Genomic DNA, 16468 nt, shown 5'->3' on the forward strand with positions numbered 1-16468 from the left:
TTTTAAGTTTTTATTGTATTGTGTTATTTCTATTCTTATTGATGCTTGAAATAGAGTTGGCGAATTTCATTCTCGCGTAATTGGCGATTGTAAATTCTCAGGTTGTCAATCTCCCCTGTGAAATACCTTTTTGCACCTGGGTCGTAGCCAATAAATCCTCCTTCACCACTCTTAATATCGCCTCGCATCTTTGTATTCTCTACCAAGACCATTTGGCCATCTACAAACAACTTTGAACGTGATTCGTATTCCAAAACCTCAACGGTTAAGGTGATCATGTGCCATTGGTTGTCCAGCAACAATCGGTTGGCATCAAAATCAAATGTTAGGTATCCTCCATCGGAATATCTTTTCTGGTAGAACAACTGATTTTGAAGGGTAGTTCCTAAAATGGTGCAACCAGCAGCTTTTCGTCCTAGAATGGCTCCTCCCGAACTTGTTTTTACCCAAGCACTAATGGTGTAAGCACTCCAGTTTTCGATTGGATGCTGTGGGATTGCCAAATAAGAATCGCCATTAAATTGTGCCGATTTACCTGCCCCACTTAAAGTACTATTGATCACCATTGGGGCATGATCTCCCTGTACCAAGGCATTGTAGTTGCTCAAACCCATACTATTTTTTCCAGTTCCATCGTCGAAAGTATAGTAGGCCAATAAGCCTGAAGGAACCAATAACTCATGAGTTTGCGTTGTATTGCTTTGCTGAACCCTCTCGGTTTGAACTCTTGGCTGAACAGAAGGAGCAGCAGCAGAATGATCAATGGTCATTTGTAATTTTTTCAACTCCTGAATGAGCTTGCGCTGCATTTTCTTTAAAACATTGCGACTCGCCGACATGCGTGCTGTTGATTCAGAAGTGCTTTCCGGAGCTAAAGATCTCTGGTCATTTACCGAATACTGAAAAACAGTTTCCTGGGTATTTCTTTTCACAATCTGCAAACTTACCGATGTGAAATACTCCTTCATATTGTACATCTCACCAGGAACAGTTCCACCTTTTCGAAACTCTTCACTTAAATCCACAATAACATCTGCTGAGGCTTCATTGGGAACAAAGTTGAAGTAGTTATTACTCAAAATCCTCTTTACAGATTTGATTAAAGCTGAATTGCCATATTGCCCTTGTCTTAGAAAAGCTTTAAGCGTTTGTGCTTCCAAATTAATGGTCACCTGTGCCTCTGGAATAGATTTTATGGTGCGAATTAAGTTTCGAACCACTTTATCATTGGCAGCACAAAGTTTTTCCATATCAGGTTTTATGCGAACCATCTGTCTGCTTTGCTTACTGGTCACATTTAAAATTTGCAATTTTGCACTACCATGCTCATTGGTTATAAGGTTTGCATTCAATTCACCAGAACCCGAAGTAAACTCTGATTTTAATGGCAAATTTGCAATGGAATATGCTCCTTGTTTTGCAATTAAACTGATTGGTTCTTTAACTGCCTGAAAGTTTTGCGCTTTAACAGAATTCGGTATTGCAGATAACTCAACATCTTCGAACGCACCAAGTAAACCTTGATACAATTCATTTCCCAGGTATATGGTTTCTCCATTCACCTGGTATGCCAAGTTTTTGTTAAGGTCATTCTGTATTAGTTTTAAACCTTCAACGTAATTAAAAATGGCTCCTGATATATTCCCGGAAATCTTATGTCTTTTAGCTTTCTGTAAATTATCGTGAGCCTTTTGTTGAATTCTTTCAATTCGAAGACGTTCCTTTTCTTTGTAATCGTATTTATTCAACTGATAGTACACCCAATATTCGGTATCATTCTCCCAGGTTTCAACCAATTGATAATCTTCAATGGTGCGTTGAGCCTCCACTTTGATATCTTCCTTGAAAGAAGTTGATACCTGCCCATTGTCTTCCAAAGTATTTAGCAAAGAATTGCTGGCAACCTTTACTTCTATCTCGGAAACCAAATCACTAAGTGCTTTACGCTTGGCAATTTTCATATAGTCTTCCTGCGATTTTTCCGCATATCCAATACCTGTATAGTACATGGTATTAATTGGTCTACTGCTTACCCAAGAAGGCCTATTCTGTCCAATCAATTGAATTGGAATTAAAAGTAAAAGGCACAGGGCCAGAGTCCATAAAGAACTCCGGCTAGTACCTTTCTTATTTAAAACAAGAAAATTCATTGTTATTCTATTTGTTTGAAATCAACTATTCCTGAATGGTGATATAAACCGTATTGCCATCCACTCGTTTCTTAACGACAATGCCCACATCACTTCTTAAATAATCCCATAGATTAAAAGCGAAATCACTTACACTAAACGGATTTCCATTTTCATCTTTAGGTGGCACCTGAATCTGATCGAATATCACCGCTTCTGCAACAGATCCCTGAACGTGATATTTACCCTTATAGGCATTCTTTTTCACCCAAAGACGCAATAGATCTGACAATGGAATCATATCGTTTCCAAGTTCAGTATCCATATCTGTCATGGAATCGCTGGCAATTGAAACATTCAACACAATGGTGTTTCCACTACTGGCCTTCTTCTGGAAATTTGTATTTACCTGGGCCAAAAAATCATCCAACATGATTTTGATTGACAGAGAAGCTAGCTTATCTATAGCCGAAGTTCGAAAACGCGGCGACCATGCCTGTTTACTGGCAATGATATTTCCTGATGCCGTTTCGTAGGCCTTTAAAATTAATGCAACTCTGTTTCCATTGGCTGCAAAATCCTTTTTGATATCAACTGAAACATAGATATCCGACCCTGAATTTCGGATCAGCTGCTTGTCTACAGTTTGAGCATCATTCATTTCAAAATTTGCCGAACGAATGGCTGCATTCATTTTTGCCTCAAAATCGATGGTAGTTACACCTCTTTGGTTAAAACCTTCCTGAACTGTAGCAGCAGCAATCCTCTTATCAAAATCATTCTGTAGTATGTCTTTGAAGGATTCTCCTGCTTTCTTGTAAGGAATTACCATTATGGTTGGCATTTGGATTTCCTCAGCTATAGTTGCTAAATCCATTTGCATTTCCTTTTCTGCAGTGATCAACCTAATGTTATTATTTAATAAATCTTTCTTTAATGTATTGATATAAATAACAATTTGCATTGTGCCCTTATACTGCTTTCCAACCTTTATTGGTTCTCCAAGCATTCTACTGGATTTAATAAAAATCTCATTCCGATTTTTTGAAAGAAAATTGATAAAAAATTCCTCTTTTTCCTTAAGTGAGTTATTTTCAACCAAAGGTTTTCCCTCATTAAAACCAGGAATTCCAACTTTAAACAAAGTATTAAAAGCAGCCCTTTTTATTACTCCCTCTATAAACTTTTTCTTTGAGGTCAAATAAGAAGCATTGATATTAATGGTTTTATCATTCTGCTCATTGAGTACAACATTACAAGTAGGATAGGACTCATAATACTGTGCTTTCGAAATTACTGATATTAGCAATACAACTATAAGCACACTAACTTTCTTTAACTTGATCATATGTTATTTATATTGTAAAATTTCTATAGCAAGTCTCCTGCAATATCACCTAATTTCATTCTAGGAAGTTGCTCTGCATAGATTTCTTTTTCTTCATTAAAATCTTTAAGAATAATGTCTCCCCCTTTAGTTACTTTACAAACACAAAAATCATCCCCTTGTACCTCTGTTACTCTAACTTTTCCAATCTCTTTAATTCTTACTTTTCCTCTATAATTTATCTTTTCACATACTTTAAATACATCTCCTTTAGTCACACCTTTTGCAGCACCAATTTCAAGTACAATAGTTCTTGCCTCTTTTTTCTTAACTGTTGGTATTTCTACAATAAAGCCAGTAGGTGGGAAAATTGCAACGATTTCTTTTAGCACCTTTTTCTTAGTATTTTGTATTGATTTCATAATTGCGGCATCCTTAGTATCTACACATATAAAAGTTTTACCTGCAACACTTTTAGTTCCTTTAACTGTACCATCTCGTAAACTAGTTACCTTAAAAACGAAATTTACTACTCCATCATAACCTAAAAGTTTTCCTTTCTCATCTTTCGATGCCGTTGCATCAAAATTTGATAAAGTCCCGGTAACTACCCAATCAGCTCCCTTTACGCCTGCTTCTTTCAGTCGTAATAAATTCTCTTCATTCATAGCACCTTCTCCAGTTTGACGATAAATTTCTTGACCTATAGCAGGTAAAGTATTGATATCAATCACTTCTTGTAATTTTTTCTCAACAAAAGATTGCACAATTACATCATGAACATTCTTAGAAATTTGATCTGAATTTTCAAAGCTACATTTGATATCCCCAACCAATACCACTTCTTTTTTTTCCTGAGCAAATAAGATGCTCACCATCATCATTAGAGTTAAGAGTACAGATAGTTTTTTCATTTTACTTTCTTTTTAAGTTTATAATTAGCATTAGTAGTGGTGTTTTAATTCGATACACCAACGAATCATAAAATAACAGAAAGAAAAATGATTACCAGCAAGATAAAAACACCTATCTACCGAATCGATTTGTTTAATTATTAAACAAGGCTTTTAATAAATCGAAAAGAAATAAACACTCTAAGTATTTAAAGTTTTGACGGATATAATTCCTACTATCGAATTGTAATATCAAATTATCTAATGATAAAATCAGGTAATCTAAATTATTGACTTACTATACAGGTTGAGAAAAATAGTCTGAGGTTATAAACATAGACAGATCTTCAGTTTTAAGGAAAATGGTAAAATTTACATACCAAAAAAAATATCCCTTATCACATGAAATTTTTCTGTTTTCAATCTAATATTGCATTGTATTTTTTCAGCGATATAGTCATGATTTTTATACAACTTGACAAGCGCATTATTATTTTCTCTCAATTCTAATACCCTACACTTTCCCAAATTCACATATCTTTTTTTACCTCTATATGTTCTAGTTTCATAAATGGTAAAGAGATCTCTATACCTTACTTTTTTTGCATTGGACAATTCCATTAAAAAAAGAGCTTTTCTCTTTTTCTTCAATGCATAAATTTCACCACAAACAGGAAAAATTGAGCTAAGTTCTATCCTTAATCTATCTCTTCTATTTAACCTTAATATAAATCCATTATCAAAAACATCCTTTGATTTTGAAAAAAACCGAATTGAATCAAATGACTTCGTGGTCTGATCTGAAATATCAATTACCCTCAACATGATCTCCTGTAAAATGCATAAGTCATCATTTACTGTATCTGCATTAATATGAAATTGAAATAAATAATCAACCTGATTCTCCTTCAGTACTTTTAAAAGATCCTGATTAATTCCATCCGATTGAGGTTTTAGATTCTCTGATATTAAATCTCTTCTCTTCCAAACTTTTATTCCTTCAACTTCATAAGGTTTAATTTTCCCTGCCAACTTTTCCGAATGAATATTCAATAATTTAAACTGCCCCAGTTCTAATAACTCTTCTTCAATCATCATTCGCATCCTTATCATCATACTGTCTGGCACAAAAGAATTTTTTGTGAACTCTTCTACAAAAACAGTTTTCTTATCCATCGCATATAAATTTGCATTCTGTATAAGAAGTACCAATAATAATATAAAACTGTAGTGACTAAGTCTCATTTCGAATTCTGTTATAATACCAATTCTAAAATAACAGAATGAAAAGTTATTGAACGCATGAATAAAGATTTAACTCTCCAAGTTGATAGGTTAATTATCCAATATCTAATTATACTATTAAGACATAACTATTTTCTACCTTAAACTACAGTCCGATAAGTTTTCTTCTCTTACTTTTGTACTTTTAATTACCTTTACATTCCAATTATTTAAAGTATAAGAATGATTACAACAGACCAGCTAAAGAGTTTAGCGGAACGCACGGAAGCGTTAAGGAGGTATCTTTGACATTGATGCCAAACTAATTCAGATACAAGAAGAAGAAATGAGAACTCAGGCTCCTGGATTTTGGGATAACCCGAAGGAAGCAGAAGTTCAAATGAAAAAGGTTCGTGGCCTTAAATCATGGGTAGAATCCTACGATGAAGTTAAAGAATCATATGATGATTTGGCCGTTCTTTTCGATTTTGCGAAAGAAGGAGAAGCTTCTCCAGAAGAGGTTGATGAACAGTTTGCCTCAACACAGGAACTTATTGAAGCATTGGAATTGAAAAATATGCTTCGTAAGGAAGAAGATAAACTGGGAGCAATTCTTAAAATTAATGCCGGTGCTGGTGGAACCGAAAGTTGCGACTGGGCAAATATGTTGCACCGAATGTATCTTCGTTACGGAGAATCGCATGGTTACAAGGTGAAACAACTGGAATACCAGGAAGGCGACGAGGCAGGAATTAAATCGGCAACTTTAGAATTTGAAGGTGATTTTGCCTACGGATACCTGAAATCGGAAAATGGTGTACACCGTTTGGTTCGCCTATCTCCTTTTAATGCTGCCAACAAACGCATGACTTCTTTTGCTTCGGTATATGTATATCCTGCAATTGATGATAGTATTGAGATTGAAATTAATCCTGCGGATATTACCTGGGATACTTTCCGATCTGGTGGTGCTGGTGGACAGAATGTAAACAAAGTTGAAACTGGTGTTCGATTGCGACATGCTCCTACCGGAATTATCATTGAGAATACCGAAAGTAGATCTCAGCTTGGAAACCGCGAAAATGCACTTCGTTTGTTAAAATCTCAATTGTACGAATTGGAGTTACGCAAACGTCAGGAAGAGATTGATAAAATTGAAGGTTCCAAAATGAAAATCGAGTGGGGATCACAAATTCGTTCCTATGTAATGCAACCTTACAAATTGGTAAAGGATGTTAGAACCGGACATGAATCGTCCAACGTTCAAGGAGTAATGGATGGCGATTTAGATGGATTCATCAAGTCCTTCCTAATGGAATTTGGTGGAGAAGAAAAGAATTAGACGCAGATCGCGCTGATGATATAGATGACCACAGATTGATTTAGATCTGTGGTTTTTTATTTGTGCCGATCGTTCATATCAGACCTTTACTACTCAGATTTTTTCTCCTTTGGCTTTATTAGTCCTCCCAAAAGAATCCCAAACAACATCCCATAAGGAGCCATGGTATACCAATTGGCTTTTATCGGACAAGTTCCCGATACACAACCAACGTATCTCCAATAAAGGTAACCTCCTAAGAGGCCAATTATTCCCCCAATAATTTCGAATTTATATTTTTTAATAAAGATTCTCATTTTTCCCACTTTAATTTCCTCAAACCTAACAATTTTTTCTCACTAAAATAGTCTTCTCTTCAAAACGAACGATTTACAACAGATATAGTTACTATGGGGTATCCGATTAATTTCAAGTTCCTTCGTTTATGCTCCTTAGTAGTTCTAGTTTAAAGTTGATTTTTAGCTGTCAAGTTCTTTTTCTATAAGTCAGAATCTCTCCTCCAAAATCTTTACAAGAACAAACCTTAAATCTCAAAACCTCTCTCTTTCCTAGTATTTACTGCCCATCCACTTCCTCTTAACAAGTTTTAACACAGCCATTAACATTTCTTTACACCGCTTTGGCACAAGAATTGGATTTGCAGGGCCGAATCCGGATTCATGAATATTGATTTGAACTAAAAAGTTAGAAAATGATTGATTTATTAAAAACCAAAACAAGACTGCTTCTGATTATAGCCATTATATTCGGAATGGGAACCTTAACATCCTGCGAGGAAGAAGGAGCAAAATACATAGATGACCTGGACACCATTATTACCAGATATGATGATAGTTTCGATTTTTCAACGGTGAAAACCTATGTTATGCCCGACACAGTAGTGTATGTTCCTGAAGTTAGCATAGATTCTGAAAAAAGAGCCGAGTTTGATGCTGCAGTATTAAAACAATTGGCCGACAATTTTGAAAGACTTGGCTACACACGTTTGGCCGAAGGTGATGATTCTGTTGATCCTGATGTAATCGTTACTGCAACTTTAATTGAAAACGATGTGCATGCAGTTTACCCCTACCCTTGGTATGACTATTGGTACTGGTTCGATTGGCCATTCTGGGGATTACCTGACATTGGTCCTGGTTGGTATCCTCAATATCCTCCTTACTGGGGTGTGTACTCCTATACAACAGGCACCTTGGTAGTTGATATGATGCAGCCTGTATCCATAGAGCAAGATAAACAAATACCAGTTGTTTGGAATGGAATTTTCAATGGCATTGCATCCATAGGCTTAAGCGATAGAATGCTTGATGGAATTGATCAAATGTTTGAACAATCACCTTATTTATCACAAGAGTAATTACGGAATCAAATTGTAAAAAAGATGAAGAAATTAATAATATTATCAGTCGCCATGCTTGCAATGGCAAGTACATCATATATTAATGCACAAAACAAAGGATTTGTTTCATTCGGTTGGAAAATGGGTATGCCCCTAAGCGATACCAAAGACTATGCCGATGAATTCAGCCTGGAAGGATTCCATTTTGGAGTAGAACGTTTTGTTGGAAAAGATTTCACTCTTGGACTCGATCTTAGTTTCCAACATTTTTATGAAGAATCTGGCAAGATTACCTATAAATCGGATAATTCAAGTTATACAGGTTCTGGTTATAAGTATTTCGATGCTGCTCCATTTACTCTTGCTGGAAAGTATTATTTTGGAATCAGCAATCCCGAAGCTTCTTTTGTTCCATACATAGGAGTTGGAGCTGGAGCCTTCTACATCAAAGAAAGACTTGAAGTAGGATCGGTATCATTTGAAGATACAGGATGGGCCTTTGGTGTAACACCTCAATTGGGTTTTATGATTCGCCTTGATAAAAAGCTTTGGTTCTATTCTGATTTTGCTTACAGCAATATCTTTGGAAGAAAAGATATCAACGATCATAAACTACTTTCGGGCACCTTGGGAGTAAAAATTGGGTTTTAATAGTGTAGTACGTATTTTTAATATCAACATAGTAAGGATGTAGCAATGCTACATCCTTATTTTTTATGCAACACTTAAAATGCTATCACTTTGTAATAATCGTACATTTCTATAAACAAAAAGACAAGCGAATTTCTTCCCCATTTCTTACAAAGCCGTATATTTGTATTCACAAAACCAAAGATACACAACAACACAATGTTAAAGATCTATCACAATCCAAGATGTGCCAAAAGCCGTGCTGGATTAAAATACCTTCAGGAGAAAGGTTTGGAACCTGAAATCAGATTGTATTTAAAAGAAGAATTTACCGAAGCAGAACTTGCTGACGTACTGATGAGAATGCACAAAGAGCCCCAGGAAATCATTCGAACTCAGGAAAAAATCTATAAAAGTGATTTTAAAGGTAAAAACTTTAATCGTGAGGAATGGATCAAAATATTGATTGAATATCCTAAACTAATCCAACGTCCTATAATCGTTAAGGATTGTAAAGCTGTATTTGCCGATCCTGTCGAAAACGCTGACGAGATTTTATAATCTCTTAAATTTTAAATCTTTCATAATTACCTAATTGAGTTGTGCAACAGAATTCAACAGTAATTTTATTGCCAGTTTTCAGCTATCAAATCAATTGAGAAAAATGAAGATATTCAGAAAATATTACCTCATCTTGCTATCGGTAATTTCAGCAGCTTGCGATCCTTTTAATACCAAGATCGGACCTGAAGTTTCTATATATCAAAGCAAAGAAACCAAAGAATATAACTTTCCGGACACCCTTAAAGTAATGACCTGGAACATTAAATTTGGAGGAGGTGGAATCGATTTCTTTTTCGATTGTCATGGTGATCGCGTCATTATGGAAAAATCGGAAGTGATAAATCACATGAAGGCTTTGTCTGAAAAAATCCGTGAAATAAATCCTGATATATTATTAATACAAGAGGCCGATGTTAATGCCAAACGAAGTGCCTATGTTGATCAGGTTCAATATCTACTTGATAATACTGATTTCAATTATGCAGCCTATGCATCACAATGGAAAGCCTCTAAAATTCCCAGTGATGGTATTGGCAAAATGGATTCTGGCAATGCAATTCTATCGAAATGGAAATTTACTGATGCAAAAAGAATTGCCCTGCCTTTAATTAAATCGCAGAATTTCATTGTTAGGTATTTTTATTTAAAAAGAAATATTCTGGATGTTCAAATGGAGCATGAAGGTAAAAAACTTCATATCCTAAATACTCATGCCTCAGCCTTTGCAAAAGACGATACTAAGAAAAAACAATTGGATATTATTAAGGCTTACGCTGATGCAATATCCCTTAAAGGGGATCAACTGATTTTAGGTGGTGATTTTAATTCACTACCTCCCTACTCCAATCAGACAAGCCAGTTTGATGATTCGGCCTGTACCGATGGAGAATTTGAAGCAAATGATTATTCAACCGAAACAGAATGGATGATGCCTTTCTATGAAAATTATCAGGCTGCCATTCCTTTGGATGAATATCGAAATAGTAACAAGGATCATTTTACGCATACCACAGACAAGAATGGCTTCTGGAATCGAAAACTGGACTATCTGTTTACAAACGGCAAGTTCATCGATAAAAGTGGAGAAACATTACAAGAGTGGATGCAAATCTCTGATCATGCACCTATTATCGTGAATTACGAGTTCTAAATTACGAATTACGAGAAGCACATACCATAATACAATGACTTGTTATCGTAATTATTAATTCGTCATTCGTAATTAAAAAGGTGTTGTAGAAGTATGATGCAAAACATTTTTTTAACTTTTTCAAAGTGATAAAAAGGGCTTATTTTTAGACCCTAATTTTTAAACAGTTACAGTTATGGCAGATAATAAACTATTTAGTGAGTTTGCTCCACAATCAACGCAAGAGTGGATCGACAAAATCACTAAAGACCTTAAAGGCGCTGACTTCGATAGAAAGTTAGTTTGGAGAACAAATGAAGGATTCAATGTTCAGCCTTTCTACAGACTGGAAAACATGGAAGATAAGATGTATATGAACACTTATCCTGGAGATTTTCCATATGTACGCGGAAACAAGAAAGACAACAACGACTGGTTCATCCGTCAGGATATCATCGTTGAAGATGTAAAGGCTGCAAACGCAAAAGCTCTTGACGTTCTTAACAAGGGTATCGACTCATTAGGTTTCGTTTTAAATTGGAAAAGCCTTAGCAAAGATGAATTAGCAACTTTGTTAGAAGGTGTTTACATGGATTGTGTTGAAGTTAACTTCGAAAAATCTCACGGTTCTGTAGAATTAATTAAAAACTTACAGGCAATTGCAACTGAAAAAGGAATTGCTCTTGACAAAGTTCAAGGTGGTGTTGCTATCGATATTTTAGGTGGTTACAGTACTTGTGGTAAATTCTGTACTTCAGAAGAAAACTCATACAACTACTTGAAAGAAGCTGTTGAAGCTGCGAAAGAACTTCCAAACTTTAAAGTTGTTGCTGTTGGCGGTAGATTATTCAACAACTCAGGATCATCTATCGTTGAAGAATTAGGTTTCAGTTTAGCTGCCGGTGCTGAATATATAAGCAAGTTAATGGAAGCTGGTTTGTCAATTGAAGAAATTGCTCCAAAAATCCGTTTCAACTTTGCAACCAGCTCTAAATATTTCATGGAAATTGCTAAGCTAAGAGCAGGTCGTATGCTTTGGGCTTACATCTTGAAAGAATTTGGTGCTTCTGAAGAAATGTGTAAAATGTTCATCCACGGAGAAACTTCTGATTGGAACAAGACCGTTTACGATCCATACGTAAACATGCTTCGTACTCAAACTGAGGCTATGTCTTCAGTTCTTGGTGGTTTGGATTCATACACAGTTAAGCCTTTCAACTCGGTTTACGAAGATACTACTGAATTCTCAGAACGTATCGCACGTAACCAACAGTTATTGTTGAAAGAAGAATCACACTTTGGAAAAATTGCTGACCCTGCTGCAGGATCATACTATATTGAGTCTCTTACTGAATCTATCAGCGAAGAAGCTTGGAAACTATTCCTTGAAGTTCAAGAAAAAGGTGGTTACCTAGCTGCTTTCAAAGCTGGTTTTATTCAGGAAACTATCAAGGCTACTGCTCAGAAGAGAGATATGGCAGTTGCAACTCGTAAAGAAAACTTCTTAGGAACTAACCAGTTCCCTAACTTCGGTGAAGTTGCAGAAAAAGAATTGGATGCTGCTTTATTCGAAGCTTACGATAAAACTGAAGCTAACGCAGAATGCGAAACTTTGAAGCCATATCGTGGTGCTCAGGCTTTCGAAGCAATGCGTTACAAAACTGATGTTTACGCGAAAGAAAACGGTCGTCCGAAAGTGATGATGTTCCCAATTGGAAACTTGAACATGCGTAAAGCTCGTGGTCAGTTTGCTTGTAACTTCTTTGCTTGTGCTGGATTCGAAGTGGAAGATCACAACGGATTCACTTCTGTTGAAGAAGGAGTAAAATTTGTAACTGAAAAGAACGCGAAAATCGTTGTTGTTTGTTCATCTGATGATGAATACGCAACTATCGCTCCTGAAGTTTATGAAGCATTAAAAGGAAAAGCTACAGTTGTTGTTGCTGGTGCTCCTGCTTGTGCTGAAGAATTAAAAGCTAAAGGTGTTGAAAACTTTATTAACGTGAAGTCGAACGTACTTGAAACATTAAAAGCTTACCAAGCTGATCTTGGAATCAAGTAATTGAGGAGAACGCAAAAGTAGATTTTCAAATTTTACTTCAAAAAATTAAGACAAATGAAACCAAATTTTAAAAATATAGATATCAAGTCATCTCAAAGAGCTGCTGCATCTTCTCAGGAATGGGAAAAGGAAAACGGCATCGAAAAATCTTGGATGACACCTGAGCAAATTCCTGTTAAAACAGCTTTTAACAAGGAAGATTTAGAAGGTATGGAACACCTTAACTTCGTTTCTGGTTTACCTCCATTCCTTCGCGGACCTTATTCAGCTATGTACCCTTTGCGTCCTTGGACAGTTCGTCAGTACGCAGGTTTCTCTACTGCTGAAGAATCGAATGCATTCTACCGTCGTAACCTTGCTGCTGGTCAGAAAGGTCTTTCTGTAGCATTCGACTTGGCTACTCACCGTGGATACGATTCAGATCACCCACGTGTAATTGGTGATGTAGGTAAAGCTGGTGTTGCTATCGACTCTATCTTGGATATGGAGATCCTTTTCGATCAGATTCCATTGAACAAGATGTCTGTATCGATGACAATGAACGGTGCTGTACTTCCTGTTTTGGCTTTCTACATTGTTGCTGGTTTAGAGCAAGGAGCTAAATTGGAAGAGCTTTCAGGTACAATTCAGAATGATATCTTGAAAGAGTTCATGGTGCGTAACACTTACATCTACCCACCAGAGTTCTCAATGAAGATTATTGCTGATATCTTTGAATATACTTCACAGAAGATGCCTAAGTTTAACTCTATTTCTATCTCTGGTTACCACATGCAAGAAGCAGGTGCAACAGCAGATATCGAGTTAGCTTATACTCTTGCTGATGGTTTAGAATATTTGAAAAAAGGTGTTGCTGCCGGTATGGACGTTGACGCATTTGCTCCTCGTTTGTCATTCTTCTGGGCAATTGGTATGAACCAATTTATGGAAATTGCTAAGATGAGAGCTGGTCGTTTACTTTGGGCTAAGATTGTAAAACAATTCAATCCTAAGAACCCTAAGTCTATGGCATTGCGTACTCACTCACAGACTTCAGGTTGGTCATTAACTGAGCAGGATCCATTCAACAATGTTGGTCGTACTTGTATCGAAGCTATGGCTGCTGCATTGGGTCACACTCAGTCTCTTCACACCAATGCATTGGATGAAGCAATTGCACTTCCAACTGACTTCTCAGCACGTATTGCACGTAACACTCAGATTTATATCCAGGATGAATCAACTATCTGTAAAGCGGTTGATCCATGGGCAGGTTCTTACTACGTAGAATCATTGACGCAGGAGTTGGTAGACAAAGCCTGGGCTCACATCGAAGAGGTTGAAAAACTAGGTGGTATGGCTAAAGCGATCGAGTCTGGTATTCCAAAACTTCGTATTGAGGAAGCTGCAGCTCGTACTCAGGCTAAGATCGATGCTGGTACTCAAACTATCGTTGGTACTAACAAATATCGTTTGGAGAAAGAAGATCCATTGGATATCTTGGAAGTTGACAACACTGCTGTACGTACTGCACAGATTGAACGTTTGGCTAAGCTTCGTGCTAACCGTGACGAAAAAGCTGTTCAGGCTGCTCTTGAAGCCATCACCGAATGTGCAAACGGAGGTGAAGGTAACTTATTGGATCTTGCTGTTAAGGCTGCACAATTACGTGCTTCATTGGGTGAGATTTCAGATGCATGTGAGAAAATTTGTGGTAGATATAAAGCTGTAATTAGAACCGTGTCAGGAGTATATTCATCAGAATCGAAAGAAGATGCTGACTTTGCAAAAGCAAAAGAATTGGCAGATAAGTTTGCAGAGCAAACTGGACGTCGTCCACGTATCATGATCGCTAAAATGGGTCAGGATGGTCACGACCGTGGTGGTAAAGTTGTTGCTACTGGTTTTGCTGATATGGGATTCGATGTGGATATGGGACCATTATTCCAAACTCCAGAAGAATCTGCTAAGCAAGCTGTAGAAAATGATGTACACATGGTAGGTGTATCTTCGTTGGCTGCTGGTCACAAAACTTTGGTTCCTGCAATTATCGAGGAATTGAAGAAATTAGGACGTGAAGATATCATGGTTACTGCAGGTGGTGTAATTCCAGCTCAGGACTACGATTTCCTTTATGAAGCAGGTGTTGCAGGTGTATTCGGTCCTGGAACAAAAGTTTCTAAATGTGCAATCCAAATGTTGGAAATCTTGATCGAGCAATACAAAGACTAATTAACACCGATCATTAAATGAATTCAGTGTAAAAGAATGAAGTCACATTTACACTAGTTATTTATATGTCAGCATTATACCAGTAATATTTTTTATATGAATGGTATAAGATTATCACTATATTTAAAGACAGGGAGTTTTACTTCCTGTCTTTTTTTTAACCAAATATCAGCTATCATGAATAAATCCATGTTGTTTTTCCTTTTTATTCTATTCAATTTGACTGTATCTGCTCAAAATAAAACCATTGAAGATACTCGCCTAAAGAAACATGTATTGTATGGGAAAGTTACTCTGGAAGCATTTGAAATGGACATTTGTAAAGATTGGTATGGAAAGGAATACAAGACATATAAAGCTAAAAATGGTATTATAAAAAAACTGAAAAAACAATCATTTCAAAATATTCGAATTGATTTGATATTAGCATCATGGTGTCATGATTCGCATCGCGAAGTTCCTCGGTTTATAAAAATTCTTGATGAAATTCGATTCCCATTCGAAAAACTTAACATGAATGCTTTAGATACTAGGAAAGAGTCACCCGACTATAATGCAAAAGTGAATAATGTCAGCAGGGTGCCAACCGCAATCGTTTATCGAAACAATACGGAAATAGGCAGAATTATTGAAACTCCTCATAAAAGTCTTGAGAAAGACCTTTTAAAAATCCTTTCTAAAAATTAGTATATTAGCAATATCTAAATAACAATCACTAATCTAAAATGGAACAAGTACGCTCTAACTCAGGACAAACCTTAGGAATCATAGCTTTGGTTCTTGGCATCTTAACTCTCTTTATCGGATTTATTCCTTGCATTGGCTTCGTAGCATTTATGCCAGGAGTTATTGCCATAATTCTCAGTATTATAGGATTAAGTCAAGCAAATAGAGATAACGGAGCACGTGGAATAAACATTAGTGCATTAGTTGTTTCTGTTTTAGGAGTTTTAGTTGCATCATTATGGTTGTTCTTCTTTGTTGGAGTTGCAAGCATGAATGAAGATGAAATTGAGGGTTTTGTTGAAGAGGTGATTGAAGAAGTAATTGAAGAATCTGTTAATAATCAGGATTTACAAGAAGCTTTAGAAGAACTGGAACAGCAACTTGAAGAAATTAACATTGACTCAATTGCCAATGAGGTAGATAGCCTTGAAATGAAAATTAAGGTAGAAATTGAAACCAATAAAAAATAAGAATAGCTTAAGTAGCTATCAAATCATCAACCTAATTTTTGCTTCAATAATTGCCGCTATTTTTATTTATTCGGCCGTTTACTCACATCCCGAAATAAATCATCCAATACCATCTGTATTTTCTCAGTTGACAGGAACTGATAGTCCTTCTTCAGGCCTTTCTCGTAGCTTTTCGGCTCTCACTCAAGGTGATATTGAATCAGCAAAAGAACTTAATCCCTACAGTATCCAAATCTTTTTATTTTTTGCTTTTCAGTTGATTTTTAGAATATTCACTTTTTTCCTGATAAAAAAAGGAATTTCTTGGACTAACACTTATATTTTAGCTGATATCACATTGACAACAATAAGCTTTTTATTGGTTTTCAGTCCGTTGATTTTTTTCACATTTGAACTATTCAGAAATTTTATCGTAAATTGAA

General features: G+C 36.1%; 15 protein-coding genes. 10 read left to right on the forward strand and 5 right to left on the reverse strand.

Annotated features, from left to right (window positions below; all coding sequences use genetic code 11):
• Positions 1-35: 35 nt before the first annotated feature.
• The 4 genes from DF185_RS13640 to DF185_RS13655 form a co-directional block, all read right to left on the reverse strand.
• A complete protein-coding gene (locus tag DF185_RS13640; RefSeq protein WP_110361298.1) occupies positions 36-2150 on the reverse strand; it encodes a LamG-like jellyroll fold domain-containing protein in 2115 nt (704 codons plus the stop codon).
• Positions 2151-2175: 25 nt separating this feature from the next.
• A complete protein-coding gene (locus DF185_RS13645) occupies positions 2176-3477 on the reverse strand; it encodes a DUF6175 family protein (protein ID WP_110361299.1) in 1302 nt (433 codons plus the stop codon).
• 23 nt (positions 3478-3500) lie between these two features.
• The gene (locus tag DF185_RS13650; RefSeq protein WP_133250039.1) at positions 3501-4370 is read right to left on the reverse strand and encodes a hypothetical protein; all 870 of its coding nucleotides are present in this window, start codon (positions 4368-4370) and stop codon (positions 3501-3503) included.
• 351 nt (positions 4371-4721) lie between these two features.
• On the reverse strand, positions 4722-5525 hold the full coding sequence (locus tag DF185_RS13655; protein ID WP_110361301.1) for a hypothetical protein: 804 nt from the start codon (positions 5523-5525) through the stop codon (positions 4722-4724).
• 291 nt (positions 5526-5816) lie between these two features.
• Here DF185_RS13655 and prfB point away from each other — a divergent pair.
• Positions 5817-6915, forward strand: a protein-coding gene (gene prfB, locus DF185_RS13660; protein ID WP_110361302.1) for a peptide chain release factor 2 whose coding sequence is annotated in 2 segments (ribosomal slippage) — positions 5817-5879 and positions 5881-6915 — 1098 coding nt in all. Because the reading frame shifts where the segments join, the coding sequence is not laid out codon by codon here.
• Between the two features lie 89 nt (positions 6916-7004).
• Here the strand turns inward: prfB and DF185_RS13665 are convergent.
• Positions 7005-7211 (reverse strand): hypothetical protein, encoded by a 207-nt coding sequence (locus DF185_RS13665; protein WP_110361303.1) that lies wholly within the window; start codon positions 7209-7211, stop codon positions 7005-7007.
• A gap of 395 nt (positions 7212-7606) precedes the next feature.
• Here DF185_RS13665 and DF185_RS13670 point away from each other — a divergent pair, with 395 nt between their 5' ends.
• The 9 genes from DF185_RS13670 to DF185_RS13710 all read left to right on the forward strand — a co-directional run bounded on the left by DF185_RS13670 (position 7607) and on the right by DF185_RS13710 (position 16467).
• Positions 7607-8272, forward strand: coding sequence for a DUF4136 domain-containing protein (locus tag DF185_RS13670; protein WP_110361304.1), 666 nt, complete (start codon positions 7607-7609; stop codon positions 8270-8272).
• A gap of 24 nt (positions 8273-8296) precedes the next feature.
• On the forward strand, positions 8297-8905 hold the full coding sequence (locus tag DF185_RS13675) for an outer membrane beta-barrel protein (protein WP_110361305.1): 609 nt from the start codon (positions 8297-8299) through the stop codon (positions 8903-8905).
• A 198-nt stretch (positions 8906-9103) separates the two neighbouring features.
• A complete protein-coding gene (locus DF185_RS13680) occupies positions 9104-9445 on the forward strand; it encodes an arsenate reductase family protein (protein ID WP_110361306.1) in 342 nt (113 codons plus the stop codon).
• 103 nt (positions 9446-9548) lie between these two features.
• Complete coding sequence (locus DF185_RS13685) at positions 9549-10598, forward strand: endonuclease/exonuclease/phosphatase family protein (protein ID WP_133250040.1); 1050 nt, start codon at positions 9549-9551, stop codon at positions 10596-10598.
• A 175-nt stretch (positions 10599-10773) separates the two neighbouring features.
• Positions 10774-12639 (forward strand): methylmalonyl-CoA mutase family protein, encoded by a 1866-nt coding sequence (locus tag DF185_RS13690; protein WP_110361308.1) that lies wholly within the window; start codon positions 10774-10776, stop codon positions 12637-12639.
• Positions 12640-12693: 54 nt separating this feature from the next.
• Positions 12694-14850, forward strand: coding sequence for a methylmalonyl-CoA mutase (scpA, locus tag DF185_RS13695; protein ID WP_110361309.1), 2157 nt, complete (start codon positions 12694-12696; stop codon positions 14848-14850).
• A 177-nt stretch (positions 14851-15027) separates the two neighbouring features.
• Positions 15028-15537, forward strand: a complete 510-nt coding sequence (locus DF185_RS13700; RefSeq protein WP_110361310.1) for a thioredoxin — start codon at positions 15028-15030, stop codon at positions 15535-15537.
• Between the two features lie 38 nt (positions 15538-15575).
• Positions 15576-16046: a DUF2232 domain-containing protein gene (locus DF185_RS13705; protein WP_110361311.1), complete on the forward strand. Its 471-nt coding sequence runs from the start codon at positions 15576-15578 to the stop codon at positions 16044-16046.
• Positions 16027-16467 (forward strand): DUF2752 domain-containing protein, encoded by a 441-nt coding sequence (locus DF185_RS13710; protein WP_110361312.1) that lies wholly within the window; start codon positions 16027-16029, stop codon positions 16465-16467. Before DF185_RS13705 ends, DF185_RS13710 begins: the two co-directional genes overlap by 20 nt.
• Position 16468 lies beyond the last annotated feature (1 nt).

It is taken from the genome of Marinifilum breve, from assembly GCF_003202155.1.
Taxonomy (GTDB): Bacteria; Bacteroidota; Bacteroidia; order Bacteroidales; family Marinifilaceae; genus Marinifilum; species Marinifilum breve.

What these genes read in the sequence shown, in the direction of transcription:
- DF185_RS13640 (WP_110361298.1), bottom strand. Translation starts at nt 2,150, where the DNA reads ATGAATTTTCTTGTTTTAAATAAGAAAGGTACTAGCCGGAGTTCTTTA.
- DF185_RS13645 (WP_110361299.1), bottom strand. Translation starts at nt 3,477, where the DNA reads ATGATCAAGTTAAAGAAAGTTAGTGTGCTTATAGTTGTATTGCTAATA.
- DF185_RS13650 (WP_133250039.1), bottom strand. Translation starts at nt 4,370, where the DNA reads ATGAAAAAACTATCTGTACTCTTAACTCTAATGATGATGGTGAGCATC.
- DF185_RS13655 (WP_110361301.1), bottom strand. Translation starts at nt 5,525, where the DNA reads ATGGATAAGAAAACTGTTTTTGTAGAAGAGTTCACAAAAAATTCTTTT.
- DF185_RS13665 (WP_110361303.1), bottom strand. Translation starts at nt 7,211, where the DNA reads ATGAGAATCTTTATTAAAAAATATAAATTCGAAATTATTGGGGGAATA.
- DF185_RS13670 (WP_110361304.1), top strand. Translation starts at nt 7,607, where the DNA reads ATGATTGATTTATTAAAAACCAAAACAAGACTGCTTCTGATTATAGCC.
- DF185_RS13675 (WP_110361305.1), top strand. Translation starts at nt 8,297, where the DNA reads ATGAAGAAATTAATAATATTATCAGTCGCCATGCTTGCAATGGCAAGT.
- DF185_RS13680 (WP_110361306.1), top strand. Translation starts at nt 9,104, where the DNA reads ATGTTAAAGATCTATCACAATCCAAGATGTGCCAAAAGCCGTGCTGGA.
- DF185_RS13685 (WP_133250040.1), top strand. Translation starts at nt 9,549, where the DNA reads ATGAAGATATTCAGAAAATATTACCTCATCTTGCTATCGGTAATTTCA.
- DF185_RS13690 (WP_110361308.1), top strand. Translation starts at nt 10,774, where the DNA reads ATGGCAGATAATAAACTATTTAGTGAGTTTGCTCCACAATCAACGCAA.
- scpA (WP_110361309.1), top strand. Translation starts at nt 12,694, where the DNA reads ATGAAACCAAATTTTAAAAATATAGATATCAAGTCATCTCAAAGAGCT.
- DF185_RS13700 (WP_110361310.1), top strand. Translation starts at nt 15,028, where the DNA reads ATGAATAAATCCATGTTGTTTTTCCTTTTTATTCTATTCAATTTGACT.
- DF185_RS13705 (WP_110361311.1), top strand. Translation starts at nt 15,576, where the DNA reads ATGGAACAAGTACGCTCTAACTCAGGACAAACCTTAGGAATCATAGCT.